15 protein-coding genes and 1 riboswitch are annotated in these 17,306 nt (G+C 26.4%); of the genes, 8 read left to right on the top strand and 7 right to left on the bottom strand.

Going from position 1 to position 17,306, the window contains the following annotated elements; translation table 11 throughout:
• The first annotated feature begins 20 nt into the window (after positions 1 to 20).
• Entirely contained in the window at positions 21 to 803 is a 783-nt protein-coding gene (locus tag AC11VW_RS06900) for an HAD family hydrolase (RefSeq protein WP_484300666.1), read from the top strand.
• A gap of 9 nt (positions 804 to 812) precedes the next feature.
• Here AC11VW_RS06900 and AC11VW_RS06895 read toward each other — a convergent pair whose 3' ends face one another.
• Entirely contained in the window at positions 813 to 1,400 is a 588-nt protein-coding gene (locus AC11VW_RS06895) for a zinc dependent phospholipase C family protein (RefSeq protein ID WP_484300665.1), read from the bottom strand.
• A 225-nt stretch (positions 1,401 to 1,625) separates the two neighbouring features.
• Here AC11VW_RS06895 and AC11VW_RS06890 point away from each other — a divergent pair, with 225 nt between their 5' ends.
• Positions 1,626 to 2,192 (top strand): DJ-1 family glyoxalase III, encoded by a 567-nt coding sequence (locus AC11VW_RS06890; RefSeq protein ID WP_484300664.1) that lies wholly within the window; start codon positions 1,626 to 1,628, stop codon positions 2,190 to 2,192.
• A 171-nt stretch (positions 2,193 to 2,363) separates the two neighbouring features.
• Here AC11VW_RS06890 and mnmL read toward each other — a convergent pair whose 3' ends face one another.
• Positions 2,364 to 3,302, bottom strand: coding sequence for a tRNA modification radical SAM protein MnmL/YtqA (gene mnmL, locus AC11VW_RS06885; protein ID WP_484300663.1), 939 nt, complete (start codon positions 3,300 to 3,302; stop codon positions 2,364 to 2,366).
• Between the two features lie 205 nt (positions 3,303 to 3,507).
• Between mnmL and AC11VW_RS06880 the strand changes: the two genes are divergently transcribed.
• The gene (locus AC11VW_RS06880; protein ID WP_484300662.1) at positions 3,508 to 5,043 is read left to right on the top strand and encodes a VanW family protein; all 1,536 of its coding nucleotides are present in this window, start codon (positions 3,508 to 3,510) and stop codon (positions 5,041 to 5,043) included.
• A gap of 78 nt (positions 5,044 to 5,121) precedes the next feature.
• Here the strand turns inward: AC11VW_RS06880 and AC11VW_RS06875 are convergent, their stop codons facing one another.
• A complete protein-coding gene (locus AC11VW_RS06875) occupies positions 5,122 to 5,667 on the bottom strand; it encodes a DUF308 domain-containing protein (RefSeq protein WP_484300661.1) in 546 nt (181 codons plus the stop codon).
• A gap of 186 nt (positions 5,668 to 5,853) precedes the next feature.
• On the opposite strand from AC11VW_RS06875, the gene AC11VW_RS06870 reads away from it, so the two are divergent.
• Complete coding sequence (locus AC11VW_RS06870; RefSeq protein ID WP_484300660.1) at positions 5,854 to 6,282, top strand: DMT family transporter; 429 nt, start codon at positions 5,854 to 5,856, stop codon at positions 6,280 to 6,282.
• A gap of 104 nt (positions 6,283 to 6,386) precedes the next feature.
• Here AC11VW_RS06870 and AC11VW_RS06865 read toward each other — a convergent pair whose 3' ends face one another.
• Positions 6,387 to 6,527 carry a hypothetical protein gene (locus AC11VW_RS06865; RefSeq protein ID WP_484300659.1) on the bottom strand — a complete coding sequence of 47 codons (141 nt, stop codon included), beginning with the start codon at positions 6,525 to 6,527 and terminating at the stop codon, positions 6,387 to 6,389.
• A 179-nt stretch (positions 6,528 to 6,706) separates the two neighbouring features.
• Between AC11VW_RS06865 and AC11VW_RS06860 the strand changes: the two genes are divergently transcribed.
• Positions 6,707 to 7,396 carry a YitT family protein gene (locus AC11VW_RS06860; protein ID WP_484300658.1) on the top strand — a complete coding sequence of 230 codons (690 nt, stop codon included), beginning with the start codon at positions 6,707 to 6,709 and terminating at the stop codon, positions 7,394 to 7,396.
• 495 nt (positions 7,397 to 7,891) lie between these two features.
• On the opposite strand, the gene AC11VW_RS06855 is transcribed toward AC11VW_RS06860, so the two are convergent.
• Positions 7,892 to 9,328, bottom strand: coding sequence for a CehA/McbA family metallohydrolase (locus AC11VW_RS06855; RefSeq protein WP_484300657.1), 1,437 nt, complete (start codon positions 9,326 to 9,328; stop codon positions 7,892 to 7,894).
• Positions 9,329 to 9,569: 241 nt separating this feature from the next.
• Between AC11VW_RS06855 and AC11VW_RS06850 the strand changes: the two genes are divergently transcribed.
• On the top strand, positions 9,570 to 10,073 hold the full coding sequence (locus tag AC11VW_RS06850) for a hypothetical protein (RefSeq protein ID WP_484300656.1): 504 nt from the start codon (positions 9,570 to 9,572) through the stop codon (positions 10,071 to 10,073).
• Between the two features lie 60 nt (positions 10,074 to 10,133).
• Here AC11VW_RS06850 and pdaA read toward each other — a convergent pair whose 3' ends face one another.
• Positions 10,134 to 10,967, bottom strand: a complete 834-nt coding sequence (gene pdaA / locus AC11VW_RS06845; protein WP_484300655.1) for a delta-lactam-biosynthetic de-N-acetylase — start codon at positions 10,965 to 10,967, stop codon at positions 10,134 to 10,136.
• Positions 10,968 to 11,177: 210 nt separating this feature from the next.
• On the opposite strand from pdaA, the gene AC11VW_RS06840 reads away from it, so the two are divergent.
• Both AC11VW_RS06840 and AC11VW_RS06835 read left to right on the top strand, forming a co-directional pair.
• Positions 11,178 to 14,285 (top strand): exonuclease domain-containing protein, encoded by a 3,108-nt coding sequence (locus AC11VW_RS06840; protein ID WP_484300654.1) that lies wholly within the window; start codon positions 11,178 to 11,180, stop codon positions 14,283 to 14,285.
• A gap of 94 nt (positions 14,286 to 14,379) precedes the next feature.
• On the top strand, positions 14,380 to 15,333 hold the full coding sequence (locus AC11VW_RS06835; RefSeq protein ID WP_484300653.1) for a calcium/sodium antiporter: 954 nt from the start codon (positions 14,380 to 14,382) through the stop codon (positions 15,331 to 15,333).
• Positions 15,334 to 15,395: 62 nt separating this feature from the next.
• Here the strand turns inward: AC11VW_RS06835 and nhaC are convergent, their stop codons facing one another.
• Positions 15,396 to 16,826: a Na+/H+ antiporter NhaC gene (gene nhaC / locus AC11VW_RS06830; protein ID WP_484300769.1), complete on the bottom strand. Its 1,431-nt coding sequence runs from the start codon at positions 16,824 to 16,826 to the stop codon at positions 15,396 to 15,398.
• A gap of 132 nt (positions 16,827 to 16,958) precedes the next feature.
• Positions 16,959 to 17,131: riboswitch (Lysine riboswitch) on the bottom strand.
• Positions 17,132 to 17,306: the final 175 nt, after the last annotated feature.

Below are 17,306 nucleotides of genomic sequence, written 5' to 3'. Positions count from 1 at the left end.
TAGAATCTTAGGAGGTTTATATGATAAAGCATATATTTTGTGATCTAGATGGAACTTTATATCATAGTGGAATAAATAAAGAAGATATAGATGCAATTAGAAATATAGAAGAAAAAGGTGTCAAATTTAATATAGCTACAGGTAGAATTTTTAGACAAGCTTATAAAATGACTAAAGACAGTTTAGATATAAATGGATACTATATATGTGAAAATGGTTCTTTTGTACATGATAAAGACCACAAAATGATTTATAAAGGAACTATAGATGATGACTTAGTAAAGAAAGTTATAAGTAGATTTAAATCAAGTAAAGCCCATTTGTATTTTAAATATAATGGAAGAATTGTGTTATTAGAAGATATACAAAAAATCAAATCTTATACAAATGATTATATAATAGATCCTAAATTCATAAATAAAGATAGTTTTGAAGACTTAGTCGGAAATATAGGTGTGGTTTCTAATGATTTAGATGAATTATATACAATAGAGTTATATTTAAAAAGTGAGTTTAATGAAGTTTTAGATATATATTTTTCAGCTGAAAATACTATAAATATAGTTCCAAAGGGTGTATCAAAGAGAAAATCTATAGAATATGTATGCAATATTTTAGGACTCAAGGAAGATGAAATTGCAACAATAGGAGATTCTCCCAATGATATAAATATGTTAGAGGGAATTAAATATAGTTTTGCAATGTATAATTCTAGAGAAAGTGTAAAGAAAAGTGCTAATTATACGGTAAATAGTGTAGCAGATGCAATAGAAATTATAAAAAAAATAAATGGTGTTGAATAATTTCAACACCTAAACACAATGAACTAATGTATTAGAATTTAAAGTGTTTTCTAATATGCAGTCTAGAATATAATTTATAACACTATTACAAGCATAAGAAGAAAATAATAAGTCATTTTTATAATCTAATTTACTTATATATTCTTCGTATAAAGCATAGAAAAAGTCTTCAAAGGAATTATGCGTTATAACATCTCCTTTGAACTTTGATAAATTTAATTCTTTGGCAACTGCAGATAATTCTTTTTCATAGAGCATATGTTTTTTCATACTATGTTTAAATTCCCAACGTTGGCTATGAGGAACACAAAAGAAATCACATAAAAAATGGCATATAACACCAAGCTCTTGATTAAATTTATTCAAAGAAAAATATTTAGATAAACTATCTAAGTTAAGATTGCATAAATAATTTACCTTAAATGTAATCATATCTAAAGATTCAGTACGATAATGCTTTAGAAAAACATATTTAGAAGATATATCAGGTTTTATATTTCCGTAGATAAAGTTTTTTTCACTAATAAAAAAAGATTTGTTATTATCTATATTTTCAAGTATTGAGTTAGCAATTAAAAAATGAGCGCTCATTAGCATATTTTACACCTCATAAAATTAATTTTATTTAATAAATGGTTATTAAATAATTTGTCATATAAAAAAGTAAAAATCAGCTAGAATAGATATATGATTAATTTGAAAAAATAATATGTTGTTTAAATGTATAAACTTATTTAATAGTAACAAGAAATTACTCTATTTACCATATGTAAATAATGTTAAAATAAATAGTAAAATTAAGCATACGCAGGAGGAATGTATATGAAGAAAGTATTAGTAATGTTAGCAGAAGGATTTGAAGAAATTGAAGCTATATCAGTTGTAGATGTATTAAGAAGGGCTAATATAATATGTGATATGTGTTCAATAAATAAAGAGTATGTAAAAGGAACTCATAATATTTTGATAAAAGCAGATTGTTGTATAGATGATATTAATGCTAAAGAATATGATGCAATAGTACTACCAGGAGGATTACCAGGGGCTACAAATCTACAAGATAAAAGAGTAAAATCTTTTGTTGAAGAATTAAATAAAGCTAAAAAAATAGTGGCCGCTATATGTGCAGCACCAGAAACTTTAGAAGACTTTGGAGTGCTTAAGGGTAAAAAATGTACATCATATCCAGGTTTTGTAAAGGATAGAGAAAGTGTGACTTATATAGAAGATGTAGTTGTAATAGATGAAAATATTATAACAAGTAGGGGACCCGCAACTGCTATAGAATTTAGTATAGAACTTGTAAAAGCTCTAGGCTATGAAGAAGAAGCTAATGACATAAAAGAAGGTATGATGGTCAATTTTTATAATAAAATATCTAGAGTATAAAATTAATTAAATGTAAAAATATATTTCCAAGGAAATTACAACAAAATATAGATAAGTAAGATTTATAATATATAATTTCTGAAAAATGTAAAGTTAATTCAAAAAATCCCCCAATATAATACATATCGTAATATATTGGGGGATTATTAAATAAGTACTTGAATACACTTATTATTTATTAAATTTTAAACCTTGATAAGAATCACGTCTTTTTAACTCGTCATCTATAGCATTTAAAACTTCCCATTTTTTCAGACTCCATAAAGGACCAACTAATTCATCTCTTTTACCATCGCCAGTTAATCGATGGACAATCATAGTGTCAGGAAGAATTTCAAGTTGATCACAAACTAAGTTTACATATTCATCTTGAGTCATTAAAGTCATCATACCTTTTTCTAACATTTTCTCCATAGGAGTATCCTTAATAACATGAAGTAGGTGAATTTTTATACCATCAACACCCATACTAGCAACTTCTTTTGCAGTTTCCATCATCATATCATAATCTTCGCCAGGTAGGCCATTTATTATATGAACTATTACTTTTATATTTTTTGATTTTAATTTTTCAATTCCTTTAACAAATTCTTCATAATCATGCCCTCTATTTATAAGTTTAGAGGTTTTATCATGAATGGTTTGTAAACCTAATTCTACCCATAGATTAGTTTTTTCATTAAGTTCTCCTAAGTAGTCAACTACATCATTAGGCAAACAATCAGGTCTTGTTGATATTGAAAGCCCAATAACATCATCAAGAGCTAATATAGTTTCATATTTTTCCTTTAAAACATTTAGAGGAGCATAAGTATTAGTAAATGCTTGGAAGAAACCTATATATTTTGCAGACGCCCATTTTTTGTGCATCATTTGTGTTATATCATTAAATTGCTTAATAAGATTATCTTTAGGATTTCCAGCAAAGTCCCCAGACCCTTCTTTACTACAGTAAGTACATCCGCCATGACTTATTTTTCCATCTATATTAGGACAAGTAAAACCAGCATTTATAGATACTTTAAATACCTTTTCGCCAAATGTATTCCTAAGATGGTAATTCCATGTATGATATCTTTTATTATCAAAAGCATATTTAAATTTTGTCAATTGTATCACCTTTTTCTAATTAGTATTGTATACATTAATTTATATTACCATAAAAAAAACATATATACAAATTACATATATTTATAAAACATAAGCAGTAAATTTATAAATAATGTTTACAATGCTGTTACATATTTTACTGAATATATATTTGAATGCCTTAATAAAATGTACTAATTAAAGGAATTCAAGGGGGAGTAAAATTATGGATAAAGATAAAGAAAGTTTTAATGGAGAGGGAGAAGAAAATGATGATTCTAATACAACTGATGAACAAGGAATAGAAGAAAGTCAGGATGTTGAAGAAGAAAGTAGTAGAGAAGAAGAAAGTATAAAAGCTAAAGATGAACATGAATATATATCAATTGAAGACGAAAATTTAGAAGTTAATAAAGAAGAAATAATAGAAAATGAGAGCTATGGGGATAATGAAGAAAGTTTAAAAGATAATCTAGATAGAAATGATAGTGAAAAAGAAGTTGAAATTGAAGATAATGATATTGAACATCGTCACAATAAAAATAAAAAAATAGCAATTATGATAGGAAGTATAATCGGATTAATAATCGTAGGAATTATAATTATTAATACTACTGTATCTAAATATGATAGTGTGGTGTATCCAGGGGTCTTTATATACGGAGAAGATGTAGCAGGTTTAAATAAAGATGATTTAAATAAAAGAATAGACGAATTCAAAAATAAAATAAATGATAAGAAAGTAAACATAAATGCTAATGGAAATGCTTATGATTTAAAAATGAAAGATATAGTATTAAATTACAATGAAGACAAATTATCATATAAAATTTTTAATAATAATAAAGACAAAAATATATTTCAAAAATATATTTTAATATTAACTAAACAAAAACAAGAGTATAAGTTAGAAATTGATTTAAAAGAAAATGAGTTAAAAGAAAAAGCACAGAAAATAGGTAAAGAAACTGATAAAAAATGTGAGGAAGCTAAGGTTATAATAAATGGAAATAATATTAAATATGAAGCTGGAAAAAAAGGTACAAAGTTAGATACTAAATCACTTTTATCAACTATAGAAGAGTGTGTAAAAGGCAATAATATATATAAAGAAGATATAAAAATAAATGGGGAATATATAGATGATAATCCTAAAATAAATAAAGAAGATCTAAAAAAAGTAAATTACAAAATATCAACTTACTCAACAACATATGCACCAGGTGGTGGAAGAGGTAGCAATGTAGAAGCAGCAGCAAAAAAAATAGATGATTTCCTTTTAATGCCAGGAGATGAGTTTTCATATGAGCAATCAGTTGGACCTGTAACTCAAGACAATGGGTATACATATGCACCTGTTATAAGTGATGGAGAACTTGTTCAAGGTATAGGTGGAGGTGTATGTCAGGTTTCTTCAACTTTGTATAATACACAGCTAAAATCAGGAATATTACCAACAGAAAGAAGAAACCATTCACATCCTGTCAGTTATGTACCAAGGGGTCTTGATGCGACATTAGCATCTGGAAGTATAGATTATAAATTTAAAAATACTCATGAATATCCTATAGTTATAAATACTCATACGGGAGGAGGTACATTAACTATAGAATTTTGGTCAAATGAGCATGCACTTAAAGGAATAGAGTATAAACCTGTTGGATATGCGAGTGGAAGGACTGCAAATTCATATCTTTATGGATATGATAAAGATGGAAATAAAGTTTATGAAAAACATATAGATACAAGTATATATAGATAGAAAACATTATATCATGTTATTAAAATAAAATGTGTTGTCTTTAATAATACTAAGCAACACATTTTCATTTGAAAGTATTTAAATTCTAAGCTTATTACCAGTAAATAATAAGTGAATACCTAATAATATTATCAACATTGATAATATTGATGCAATAAATTTAGATAAGAAAAATGGTGAAAATACCAAGATAAATCCTAATATTAATTTAAATACACTCCAAAATCCTAATTTATAATAAGGATTTTTTCTGCTTTTAAGTATTATCAATGATTGTGAAAATATAAAGTAAATACCAAATAGAGAAGAAATAAACCCTTGAATTTTAGTTGGAAATAAAATTAATAAAATAGCACCAAAGGATAATAGAAGCTGTATACGTATAGATGGTGCAATTTCATTTTTAGAAGCATATCGTTTAAGTTCATTAATATTTTTTAGATTTAAATAAGCTGCAAATAATAATGATAGGGCTAATGTCCAAGAAACTATTTTAATTCCGATACCTTTATATAAAAAAGACAAAACACCTAATGCAAGCAATAAAGCACCCATCATTATAAACTTAGTTGAATTTTCTTTTTTATATATATTATTAAAGTTAATATTAAATATTTTAAACATTTTTTCACCTCGTAAATTTTAATTATATAATAAATTTAAAGTAATTATAACAAAAAACCGCATAGTACTAAACACTTTAAATTAAAATTATCTAAAAAAAATGTTAGACAACTTATTATATAAGGGCATTAATAAATATGTTTTATCATAAAATTAGTAATAAGTATATTAAAGGGGGGGACAGAAATGTCACAACTAGGGGCAGTTTTATGTGCGGTGTTAGCAGGTAGCTCTACGGCAATGGAATCGTTTATAAATGGAGAATTAGGAAAAAATACAACAGCATTAATAGCAACATTTATAAGCTTAGTGGTAGGGGCTATATTTTTTTTGATAAGTATAATAGTAACAGGGGATTTAAAAGCTTTAATAAATATAAATGATATAAATCCAAAATTATTATTTGGAGGTGTACTAGGTGGTCTTGTAATATACTTTACGGTTAGAGCAATACCAAGTTTAGGAGTATCAAATACAGTGACATTAATAGTAGTGTCTCAAATATTAATAGGATTTTTTATTGACAGTACTATCTTAGGGCAAGAAACAATGCATCTATACAAATACATAGGAGTTACTTTATTATTAATAGGAACTTTCTTTATACTTAATTAAAATAAGTACATATATTAAGATTAACTTAATAAATAAAAAATGGAAACACCTATATACATTATTGAAATGGTATAGGTGTTTTAGTATTTACTTTAAAAAAGATATTATTTTTTCTCCCAAGCTATAACAATTAAGTCTTTACCAGTAGAATTTTTAAGCTCACTTTCTACTTTTTTTATAGCAGTCTCTTCATTTTCTGTTATATGAGCAATTTCGTAATTAGAAATATAAGATTGATCTTTCATAATAATACCTCCTTAAAAATAAAGTTAATATATTTTGTGCATAAAGAGATAATATATGATGATGACATATTTACATAATTGGAAATAAATTAATAAAAAACGTACATTGGTATTGTGCTATAGTATATACTAATGTTAAGCATAAATTTATTTGAATTATATAAAATAGGAGTGATATTTTGCGGTCAAAACAACAAGTCATAAAAAGTATTACATTAATAATTGTAGGTACGTCTATATTGTCTTTCGGAAGTTATAATTTTAATTATCAAAATAGTGTAACTGAAGGTGGAGTATTAGGCTTGATACTTTTAATAAAAAATATATTTGATATATCACCAGCAATAACGAGTCTAATGATAGATTTAACATTATTTACATTAGGGTCTAAATTCTTTGGAAAAAGCTTTTTATTATACTCATTAACATCCACAGTTACATTTTCTACAACATATAAAGTATGGGAAAATATAGGATTTTTAGTACCGAATCTTACTCACAACATGTTATTGGCGAGTATATTAGCAGGAATAGGAGTAGGAATAGGAGTAGGGCTTGTGGTAAGAGGAGGAGGTGCATCCGGAGGAGATGACGTAATTGCACTTTTAGGAAGTAAATTCACAAGTCTAAAAGTTAACCAAATTTATTTAGTAACTGATGGTATAGTACTTTTATTATCATTGGTGTACTTAGACCTTAAACAAATATTTTTTTCTATAATTGCTGTAAGCATAAGTGGTAAAATCATAAGCTTACTTTATAAAAATCATGATGGGGATGAAGAGAAAGATAATAATAAAGATAAAGATGAAGAGAAAGATAATAATAAAGAAAATGAAGAGTATATTGAAGAAATAATATTACTATAATATGAAAGATTATTATAAAATAGAGGAAATCTCTAATATATGAAGAGATTCACTAATGTATTATGAAGATTGAGGTATTTTAAAACCATTTAGAGATGGTAACGACTAGTATATCATATATTTGGAGATTAAACTTAATGAAAGAGCTTAGAAGTTTAAATTTTTATATAAAAAAGGTAAAAGAGTTTATATTTAATTAATTTAGATCAGTAATTTAGATGAGTTTGTTACAGGAATACAAATACCTGTAGTTCTTAAAAAAATACAAAAATTTTAAGTCGAAAATAGTTTTACTATATATTATTTTATAAAAAAAATTAATTTAAAAAGTAGCAAAAATAGTAAATATAGCATAATAATGAATATAGATATTAATTTATTTAATACTATATATACGAATTATGTGTCAAGGCATATAAATATAAATGTGCGGATTATTTAAGGGTAAGAACTATTATAATTAGTTCCTACCCTTTTGTATTTAATAAATACCTATTATTTCACCCATAGTGGAGCGGTAACTGAAATTTTATCATTTTTTTGAATTACCTTTACGTAGTAGAATTTATCTTTTATGGTTTTAGTAGTAAATTCTAATTTTGCTAGATTAGAATTAAAGTTTTTGATTTTTACTATTTCTCCCTTATTACTTATGACTTGTATTTCTTCAATTTTATCTTCAAAATCATTATCAATTACACTTATAGAAAATCTAAGCTTAGAGCTTTTACTTATTGTAGAGCCCATAGGTAAATCATTTATTGTATAGTCTATTTTTATATTTTTATCTTCTGTAGCATAAGCTCTCATATGTTTTAGAGCATCGTATAAACCATCTTTAGTTAAATCAGTAGATAAAACAACTGTTCTAAATTCATTGGCTATACCAAAATCAACTCTATGATTATCTTGATTGCAAGTAGGAGCTAAGTGCCATCCATTGTCTAGTGCTAATTGATACATATCATGAGATCTTATATTTTTACTCATATCACTATTATATCCATTGCCAACTTCTATCAAAGAAATTATAGAATCTCCATAGGGAGAATATTTTAAATTATTAAATTTACCGAATTTATCACATGGATGGTTGAATTGACCTATTAAATTATCTTGATTATAAATCAAACTATAAAAGTTATCTAAATTCATATCAGGTAGTTCTGCACAAACAAATCCCTCAGAATTAAATATATTTATATGGCCTATAGGATCATTTATTTTATAAGGATAAGTCATTTCAAATCCATTAAGAGCTATAAATTCTCCATTTGAAGTAAACATATTTCTTTTTTTTATAAGATCATTCCATTCATTACTAAAGGATGCATTTTCTATATTACACTCAAGATTGTTATCTAACATATTAGAATGCTCTGTTATAGTAAAAAAATCTAAATTAGCTTTATCTCTAGCTAAGTAATAGGCATCACTATAAGTACCATGTCCATCGCTAGCGCTTGTATGAGAATGTAGTAGACCTCTATAATGGTTATAAATAGGTGTTCCAACTACAAAATACCATTCAAAAGAAGTTGCATTTTTATTTGGTGATAAATCTATAACCTCTAATTTTACTATTTGAGTACCTCTCTTAAATTTTTTTTCGGGAGTATACCAAATTTCATTTTCTGATATAGTGGCCTTGTCAGTGACATCTTGATAATTTACAAATAATTTCACTGATGAAGTATCTATGTTGCTATCATCAGAATAATTAACTTTTATAGTAGGTTTAGAAACTATATACTGTTCACATTTAGATGGAGACGTAGAGTTTATAGTTGGGGAATTAATATCTACAGCGGTAGCTTCTAAAGTTTTCTCATGTAAAAAGCTATCTTTTTTTAATTCGGTTAATGAAATTTTACTGAATCCAACTAATATTAATAATATTATTAATGATATTGAAATAGTTTTAAATGACATATGTAATCAGTCCTTTTATATAAAAATTCTCTTTAATTAGGTATTAACATACTTAAACCAGGTCAATTGATAAAACTAAATAGATACGAAAATCATATTTTTAAAGAAAAAATTAAATATAATTTCTCTAAATATAAAAATATAATAATTAGGTTATGTATTTTTTATGTTTACATACATGAAATTAGAGGGTGATTTAATATAATTTACTAAAGAGGAAAACTCGCCATGGGAGGGTACTATGAAAATAGAGGCAATTGAGATAAGTAAAAGTAAAAAAGAAGCTTTAAAATATATATTAAATAAAATGCCGTTAATGAGCAAAGTTTCACAATTCAATACAGTAGTAAGTGATATACATCTAGAATACATAGAATTAAAGGTACTAAATTATGAAGTAGTAAGTAAGGAAAAAACTAATAAAATGTTTAGACATGAAATAAAAACACATTATATAACTATGATAGTAAATACTTATAATGGGTATTGTGAATCTATTGATACCATACCAATTACAACAAGAAGATATGTTACTAAAAGTTATATAAAAAAATGCAAAATAGGAGAAGAGAACATGATAGAAGGTGTAAAAAATGAAATAATGAATTTTTTAGGAGAAAAATCTAGAGGTAATTCAATAGATAAAGTTAACTTGCAAAATATTAAGATAAAAGAAGTTAAAAGTATCTATAAACCATATTGGGTAGCGGAGTTTAAGGGGAGAAGTGTGTTACTTGATGCATGAATAAATATATAAAAGATATAGGGATACTAGATTGGTATCCTATATCTTTTATTATTAGAATTAATTTTTAGTATTGTTTTTTACTAAGTAATCTAATGTTTTCAATTTATATCCTTCTTGTTCCCAATGAGTTAGTACTTCATCCAGTATTTCTGTGTTAGTCTTAGAGTTTGGATGAAGTAAAACTATAGCACCAGGATGAGTTCTTGAATATATCTTTTCTTTTGCATATTCATGAGTGGGTTGCTTATCATTATACCAATCTACGTAAGCGAAACTCCAAAATATTGAACTATAACCTAAATCTTGAGTATATTTTAAAGATTGTTCACTAAATTTACCCATAGGAGGTCTAAAATATTTTGGCATATCTTTTCCTGTGACTTCTTTATAGGCTTCTTCTACGCTAAGAAGTTCTGATTTAAATTTATCAAGATCTGTAATTTGGGCCATAGAGGGATGACTTTTAGAGTGATTACAAACTAAATGGCCTTCCTCTTCCATTCTTCTAACCAAATCAGGATTATTTCTTATGTAGCTTTCTACTACAAAGAATTGAGCTTTAGCATTATGCTTTTTTAAAGTGTTAAGTATGTTTTCGGTAGTATTATTTTCATACCCAGCATCAAAAGATAAGTATATTACCTTTTCATTGGGGTCTCCAATATAGTAAGAGCTATAATTTTTAAAAAAGTTAGCTTCTTTTATTGGATAAGGTTGTTTGCCATCATTTCTAGGATTAAAGTACCAGCTATATTCTTGAGTACTAAGATTTTGATTTAATATTTGGGTTTTTGATTTATTAATCATATGAAAATTAGTTCCAACCAATACACCAAATACAAGTACAAAAAATCCTATAATAAAATAAGTTCTGGAATTTCTGTTATTCATAACATCACCTCTAGTAAGTTGTAAAATTAAAAATGATAATGCTAACCTATATATAGTTTCTATAAATAAAGTAAAAATATACTCTTAAATTAAAAACCTAATTTAAAAATATACTTTTACTTTTTGCACAAACTTATCATATAATTATGTATACTAAATAAGGTAATTACAAATTTATATATAGATATAATCATTGAAAGGAATACAATAATGAAAGAATTCATAAATACATTGCCTGATACAGTTATAAGTGTTTTAGATAATGTTATATATTTAGATATAGAGACAACGGGCTTAGATCCATTTAATTCTGAAATAATAGAGATTGGTGCTATTAAGATAAATAATAGAGAGATACAAACATTTACTACTCTGATAAAAAATGACAAAGAAATACCAATAGAAATATACTCATTGTGTAGTGGGTTAGAGCAACAAGACTTAAGAAATGCACCTACCTTAAAACAAGCTTCAGATAAATTTTTAAATTTTATCGAAGATGATATCATTATTTGCCACAATGCTTCAGTTGATAAGAAATTTTTAAACTATTATATACCGAAAGTTAAAAATAAAATCATAGATTCTATGGAATTAGCATCTATATTAGAGCCTTATCATAAGGAATATAGCCTAGACTATTTAAAAAAGTACTTAACAAACAATAAAGAAAATGAAAAGCATAGGGCTTTATCTGACTCAATAGATACTTTAAGAGTTGTTAATTCATTAATAATGAGACTAAAAAAGAAAGAAGAGTCTACATTAGAACCATTAACATTCAAAATAAACTCATATTTAAATAAATTTATGTTTCCTAAATGGGAATGGAGTGAGTTAATAGAAAATGCAGATTATAAAGAAGATGATTATATTAAAGAAGTATTTATAGAGGAAAAAAACAATTTTAAAATCAAGGAAAATATAAAGGAAAAAGAAGTTTTAAAAAAGATTATTCAAAATAATAAAAGCTATGAAGAATTACTAAAGGATAAAGATATATGGGCTAGCAAAGAAGGTTTTATATATGAATATAGGCCAGGTCAATACGAATTAACTAAGACTATAAGAGAGACATTTAAAGGTAACTCGGGGAGTTCCAAAATTGCTTGTATAGAAGCACCTACTGGAATAGGCAAAAGTGTTGGATATTTACTGCCAGCAATCTTAGAATCTAGAATATATAATAAAAGAGTTGTTATATCTACGGATACAAAAGAATTACAAATCCAGTTAATAAATAAAGATATTCCTAATGTCCTAAATTCGCTAGGACTTAATAATAAAGTAAGTTATGGCTATATAAAGGGAAAAAATAACTATATATGTGTAGAAAAACTAGAAAATTATAAAAAGGATTATACAATTAAAAATCCATCTATAAATGAAATCTTAGCAATTATAATTTTAGAAAGGTTAGTAGAAGAAGGTGAGTATGGTGATATAGAAGAAATAAATTATTGGATACTAAATCATTTTGAGGAAATAAATACTCATTTAAGATATGTAGTGTGTGATCCTAATTTGTGCAGACCTAAAAAATGCTTTAAAGATTGTTTATATAAAAAGAGAACAGAAGAATTAAAAGAAGAAGACATAACAGTTATAAACCACTCCTTACTAGCAAAATGGCCTTACAAAGAAGAAAAACCATTAGAACATATAATAGTAGATGAAGGCCATAACTTAGCAGAAAAAGGATATGATTTCTTTTCAAGTGTAATAGATTACAAAATGTTAAATTATTTCTTAAGAGAAATATACCCATATGAAAATATGCAAGATAGTGCATTTGCATATGGTAACTCTAATAAAAATAGAAAAATAAAACCATTTGATAAATTTTATCATCATGTACATTTTGACAGAAATATAAAAGATAAGATAAGTAGAAATATAAATTTTGTAATAGAAAAAATGAAGGATATATTAAATTTTGGGGTTAATTCAGATTATAAAAATATAAGTAAATACAATTTAAGGTGGGAATTAAATTTACAAGAGCATGAGATTGCAGGAAAAATAAGAAAGAATAATGAAATTATTGAATTAAAATATAGCAAATATAGTCAACAAATAAAAATGAGTTGCGAAAGTATAATAAGAAACTTAGTATCTATACTAGTTATAATAGATAGAAATTTAGATGATGATAGTATAGATAAAGAATCAGATGTATATAAATTTGGGAAAGCAAGAATAAAAGAACTAGAAGATATAAAAATAACATTTGAACTATTTATGGAATACAGCAAAGATGATGATTTTGCAAGAATAGTAGAAATAGACAAAGACTATACAAATTTTGAGATTAGAGTAGTTCCATTAAAGCTAGCAGAATTATTTGAAGAAAATATACTAGCTCAAGTAGAAAGTGCGATATTTTTATCAGCTACCTTAAGCGTAGAAAATAGTATGGATTATTTTAAAAAAACATTAGGTATAAATAGAGTAGATAATATAGAAAAGATAATAGAACCTTTATATGATTATAAAAATAGAGTTTCTATAATTGGATTAAATGATTTATGTAATTATAGCAATAACGAGTTTCCTAAAGAAATGAGTAGTGCTATAGGGAATATATCTCAAATAACCCAGGGACATTTACTATCTTTATTTAATAGTAAAGATAGATTAGAGAAGACCTATGAAAATCTTATAGATGATTTACATAGGAAAAATACAGAAGTCTATATGAATAAAAAAGGTATTAAATACTTAAAAGACATAAATAAAAAGTGTGTTGTATTAGGGTCAAAAGGATGCTTTGAAGGAGTAGACGTACCTGGAGATGGATTGATTTGTGTTACTTTAGATAAAATACCAAATTTAAATCCTAAAGACCCATTATATTCAACTATAATGAAAAAATATAATTTACCTTATCATGTTATAAATTACCCACAAATGGCTATAAAAGTTAAACAAGCTATGGGAAGACTTTTAAGAAGTAAATATGATTATGGTTGCTTTATAATTTTTAATACAGGGACTAATTTATATACACTAAAAAAACTAGAAAGAGATTTACATGGATGTAGGATAAATCTTATGAGTAAAGATAAAATACAAGATTATATGAATAGCCATTTATATATGTGTAGAAAAAATGTAATGAATGAAGCTTTGATAGATATTATAAAATTATTGAAGTACAGCGAAAATATGAATATGAAAAATATAGAAAATTTTATGAATGAAGAAATGAAAAATAGATATATAAAAAGTAATGTTGTTTATTTAGAAAATGAAGTCTTAAAAATAAGGTATTTTAATCAAAGTTATTTAATACCTAAAGAAAGACTTAGACATTGATATATGTATATTTTGAATAAGATTTACATATTTTATAAAGAATAACTATATAAATACTTAAATAAAAACGAAAAGAATAAGAAAGGTGGTTTATATGAGTTATATATTACTGATAATAGGTTTTTTACTTCTTATAAAAGGAGCAGATACGTTTGTAGTAGGTTCTTCATCTATAGCTAGGATTTTCAAAGTTCCTACATTAATAATAGGCTTGACTATAGTAGCATTTGGAACTAGTGCTCCAGAAGCAGCAGTTAGTATAACTGCTGCATTAAAAGGAAATAATGACATGGCAATTGCCAACATAGTAGGATCGAATATATTTAATTTATTAGGAGTTCTTGGAATCGCAGCGATGATAAATCCGATAAAAGTACAAAAAAGTACTATAATAAAAGAGTTTCCATTTGCGACATTAGCAGTGGTAGTTTTAATGATATTATCACATGACATAAAATTTCAGGGATATAATGAGAATTTATTAACTAGAGCAGATGGTCTTATGTTATTAGCTTTATTTGGTATATTTATGTACTATTTAATTGAAATGGCCATTACATCTAAAGAAGAAATGAATATAGAGCAAGCAAAAGAAGATATTTCTATGGGTAAAAGTATTCTAATGAGTGCATTGGGAATTGTAGGTATTCTTATAGGTGGTCAAATAGTAGTAGATTCTGCTAGTAATATAGCTATAGCATGGGGGATGAGTGAAAATTTAATAGGTCTTACTATAGTTGCAATTGGAACTTCTTTACCTGAGTTTGTAACTAGCGTAGTTGCGGCTAGAAAAGGAGAAAGTGATATTGCTATAGGGAATGTAGTTGGTTCAAATATATTTAATATACTATTTATATTAGGTTTATCATCAACAGTAAGCAATATACAAGTTCATTCTATTGTATTTACAGATATGCTTATTATGATAATTGTAACTGTACTAACTTATATACTTGCTACCACAAAGAAAAGTATCAATAAAGTAGAAGGTTTGTTTCTTGTATTAATTTACATTGCATATATGGTATTTATAATAATGAGACAATAAAGTATAATTTCCTTAGAATTAAAAAATAGCGTTGTTATTATTAAACAACGCTATTACATTTATTAAGAAGCAATTTCTAATCTTTCTTTTTCTTCATCAGAAAGTTTTGCAATTGTTATTCCTGTTGCACCATAGAATAATGAAATTAAAGGGCAAAGTAAGTTTAAGAATGCAAATGGTAAAAATGCAAATGATCCAACTCCAAGAGTAGCTGACATATAAGCTCCACAAGTATTCCAAGGAATAAGAGCAGAAGTTACTGTACCACTGTCCTCTAAAGCCCTAGATAAATTTTTAGGAGATAAACCTTGCTTTATAAAGGCATCTTTATACATACTTCCTGGTATAACGATAGCTAAATATTGATCAGCAACAGCTAAATTAGTTCCTATACAAGTGAATATTGTTGCAGCGATTAAACCAAAAGTTCCTTTAGCAACGCTTAAAATAGATTTTGCTAAGGTTTCTAACATTCCAGTTTTTTCTAATATACCTCCAACAGTTAAAGCACAAAGCATTAAAGAAACTGTTCCTAACATGCTATCTAGACCACCACGAGTAAGAAGTTCATCAACAAAGTCCATTCCTGTAGATGAAACATATCCACTCTTAGCAACTACAAATACATCGGCTATAGAAGCGCCTTGGAACACTACAGAAACTATAGCACCCAGTATAACTCCAGCTATAAGACCAGGTATTGCTGGAACTTTAAATATTACCATTACTATAACAGATACAGGAACTAGAAGTAGTAATGGAGACAAAGTAGTATAATTATTAACTAAAGTATTTTGTATTTGGCTTATTTGAGAGGTATCGATTTGGCTACCCGCATATTTCATACCAATTATCCCATACAGCACAAGTGATATTAAAAGCGCGGGTATAGTTGTATATAACATATGATTAATATGTTCAAATAAAGTAGTCCCAGCCATGGCAGGAGCTAAATTTGTTGTATCTGATAATGGAGACATTTTATCTCCAAAATAAGCACCAGATATAATAGCCCCTGCTATTATAGGAGTAGGTATACCAAGAGCACTACCTATACCAAGTAAGGCAATACCGATTGTTCCGGCAGTTGTCCAAGATGAACCAGTTGAAATAGAAACAATTGAACATATAATTGTAGTTGCTACTAAAAATATACCAGGAGATAAAACATTAAGTCCCCAATATATCATAGATGGAACTATACCTCCAAGAATCCAAGTACCTATTAACATACCAACTACTAAAAGAATAAGTATTGCTTGCATAGTGGTATTTATTGTGGATAAAATTCCATCTTCTAATTCTTTCCAAGTGAATCCTAATCTAAATACAGCAACACATGCTGCAAAAATCGCTCCTGCTACAAGCGGAACATGAGCCGATATTTCATAATCTTTTAAAACTACTAAACATGTTACTAAAACTGCAACTAAAAACCCTATACATAAAATTGCATCTAATAAAGTTGCTTGTTTTTTACTTTTTGTTGTCATTGTTGTCATAAAAATCCTCCTATAATTTATGTCGAATATAGTGCTAAGGAGAAATTGAAGATTAAAAAAAGTCTAGGGTAAGAAGTTACCCTAGACTTAAGCATTCAATTTAAAAATTGAATAAAAACTTAATCTAAAGATAGTACTCCACATATTTATGTGACAGTGTCATATATATTTTATATGACCCCAATATATAAGTTTAAAGCATCACTTATACATTTCGGCATAGTTACCTTTCATTTTGTTTCTTCGTGCTTAACTCCACAAAATTACTTATTAACAATGCGACCTCTACCATTAGTTATATCCGATATTTTATTTATTAAATAAATCATACTCTATATTTAAAAAATAATCAAGAAATAAATGGTTTGAAATCGAAAAACACTACATTTAATAGAATATTGTAAAATCAAATAAACCTTTTAAAATCAATGCTTTTAGGATAAAATATTTATTATGTTAATTGGAAAAATA

The organism is Romboutsia sp., assembly GCF_056995035.1.
The sequence above is the reverse complement of the archived record's forward strand: the minus strand, read 5'-3'. Positions and strand labels throughout refer to the sequence as shown.

Bases quoted from the DNA above. Each gene is read 5' to 3' on its own strand.
- AC11VW_RS06870 (WP_484300660.1), top strand. From the start codon at position 5,854: ATGTCACAACTAGGGGCAGTTTTATGTGCGGTGTTAGCAGGTAGCTCT.
- AC11VW_RS06900 (WP_484300666.1), top strand. From the start codon at position 21: ATGATAAAGCATATATTTTGTGATCTAGATGGAACTTTATATCATAGT.
- pdaA (WP_484300655.1), bottom strand. From the start codon at position 10,967: ATGAATAACAGAAATTCCAGAACTTATTTTATTATAGGATTTTTTGTA.
- nhaC (WP_484300769.1), bottom strand. From the start codon at position 16,826: ATGACAACAAAAAGTAAAAAACAAGCAACTTTATTAGATGCAATTTTA.
- AC11VW_RS06855 (WP_484300657.1), bottom strand. From the start codon at position 9,328: ATGTCATTTAAAACTATTTCAATATCATTAATAATATTATTAATATTA.
- AC11VW_RS06865 (WP_484300659.1), bottom strand. From the start codon at position 6,527: ATGAAAGATCAATCTTATATTTCTAATTACGAAATTGCTCATATAACA.
- AC11VW_RS06880 (WP_484300662.1), top strand. From the start codon at position 3,508: ATGGATAAAGATAAAGAAAGTTTTAATGGAGAGGGAGAAGAAAATGAT.
- AC11VW_RS06895 (WP_484300665.1), bottom strand. From the start codon at position 1,400: ATGCTAATGAGCGCTCATTTTTTAATTGCTAACTCAATACTTGAAAAT.
- AC11VW_RS06850 (WP_484300656.1), top strand. From the start codon at position 9,570: ATGAAAATAGAGGCAATTGAGATAAGTAAAAGTAAAAAAGAAGCTTTA.
- AC11VW_RS06875 (WP_484300661.1), bottom strand. From the start codon at position 5,667: ATGTTTAAAATATTTAATATTAACTTTAATAATATATATAAAAAAGAA.
- AC11VW_RS06835 (WP_484300653.1), top strand. From the start codon at position 14,380: ATGAGTTATATATTACTGATAATAGGTTTTTTACTTCTTATAAAAGGA.
- AC11VW_RS06890 (WP_484300664.1), top strand. From the start codon at position 1,626: ATGAAGAAAGTATTAGTAATGTTAGCAGAAGGATTTGAAGAAATTGAA.
- AC11VW_RS06840 (WP_484300654.1), top strand. From the start codon at position 11,178: ATGAAAGAATTCATAAATACATTGCCTGATACAGTTATAAGTGTTTTA.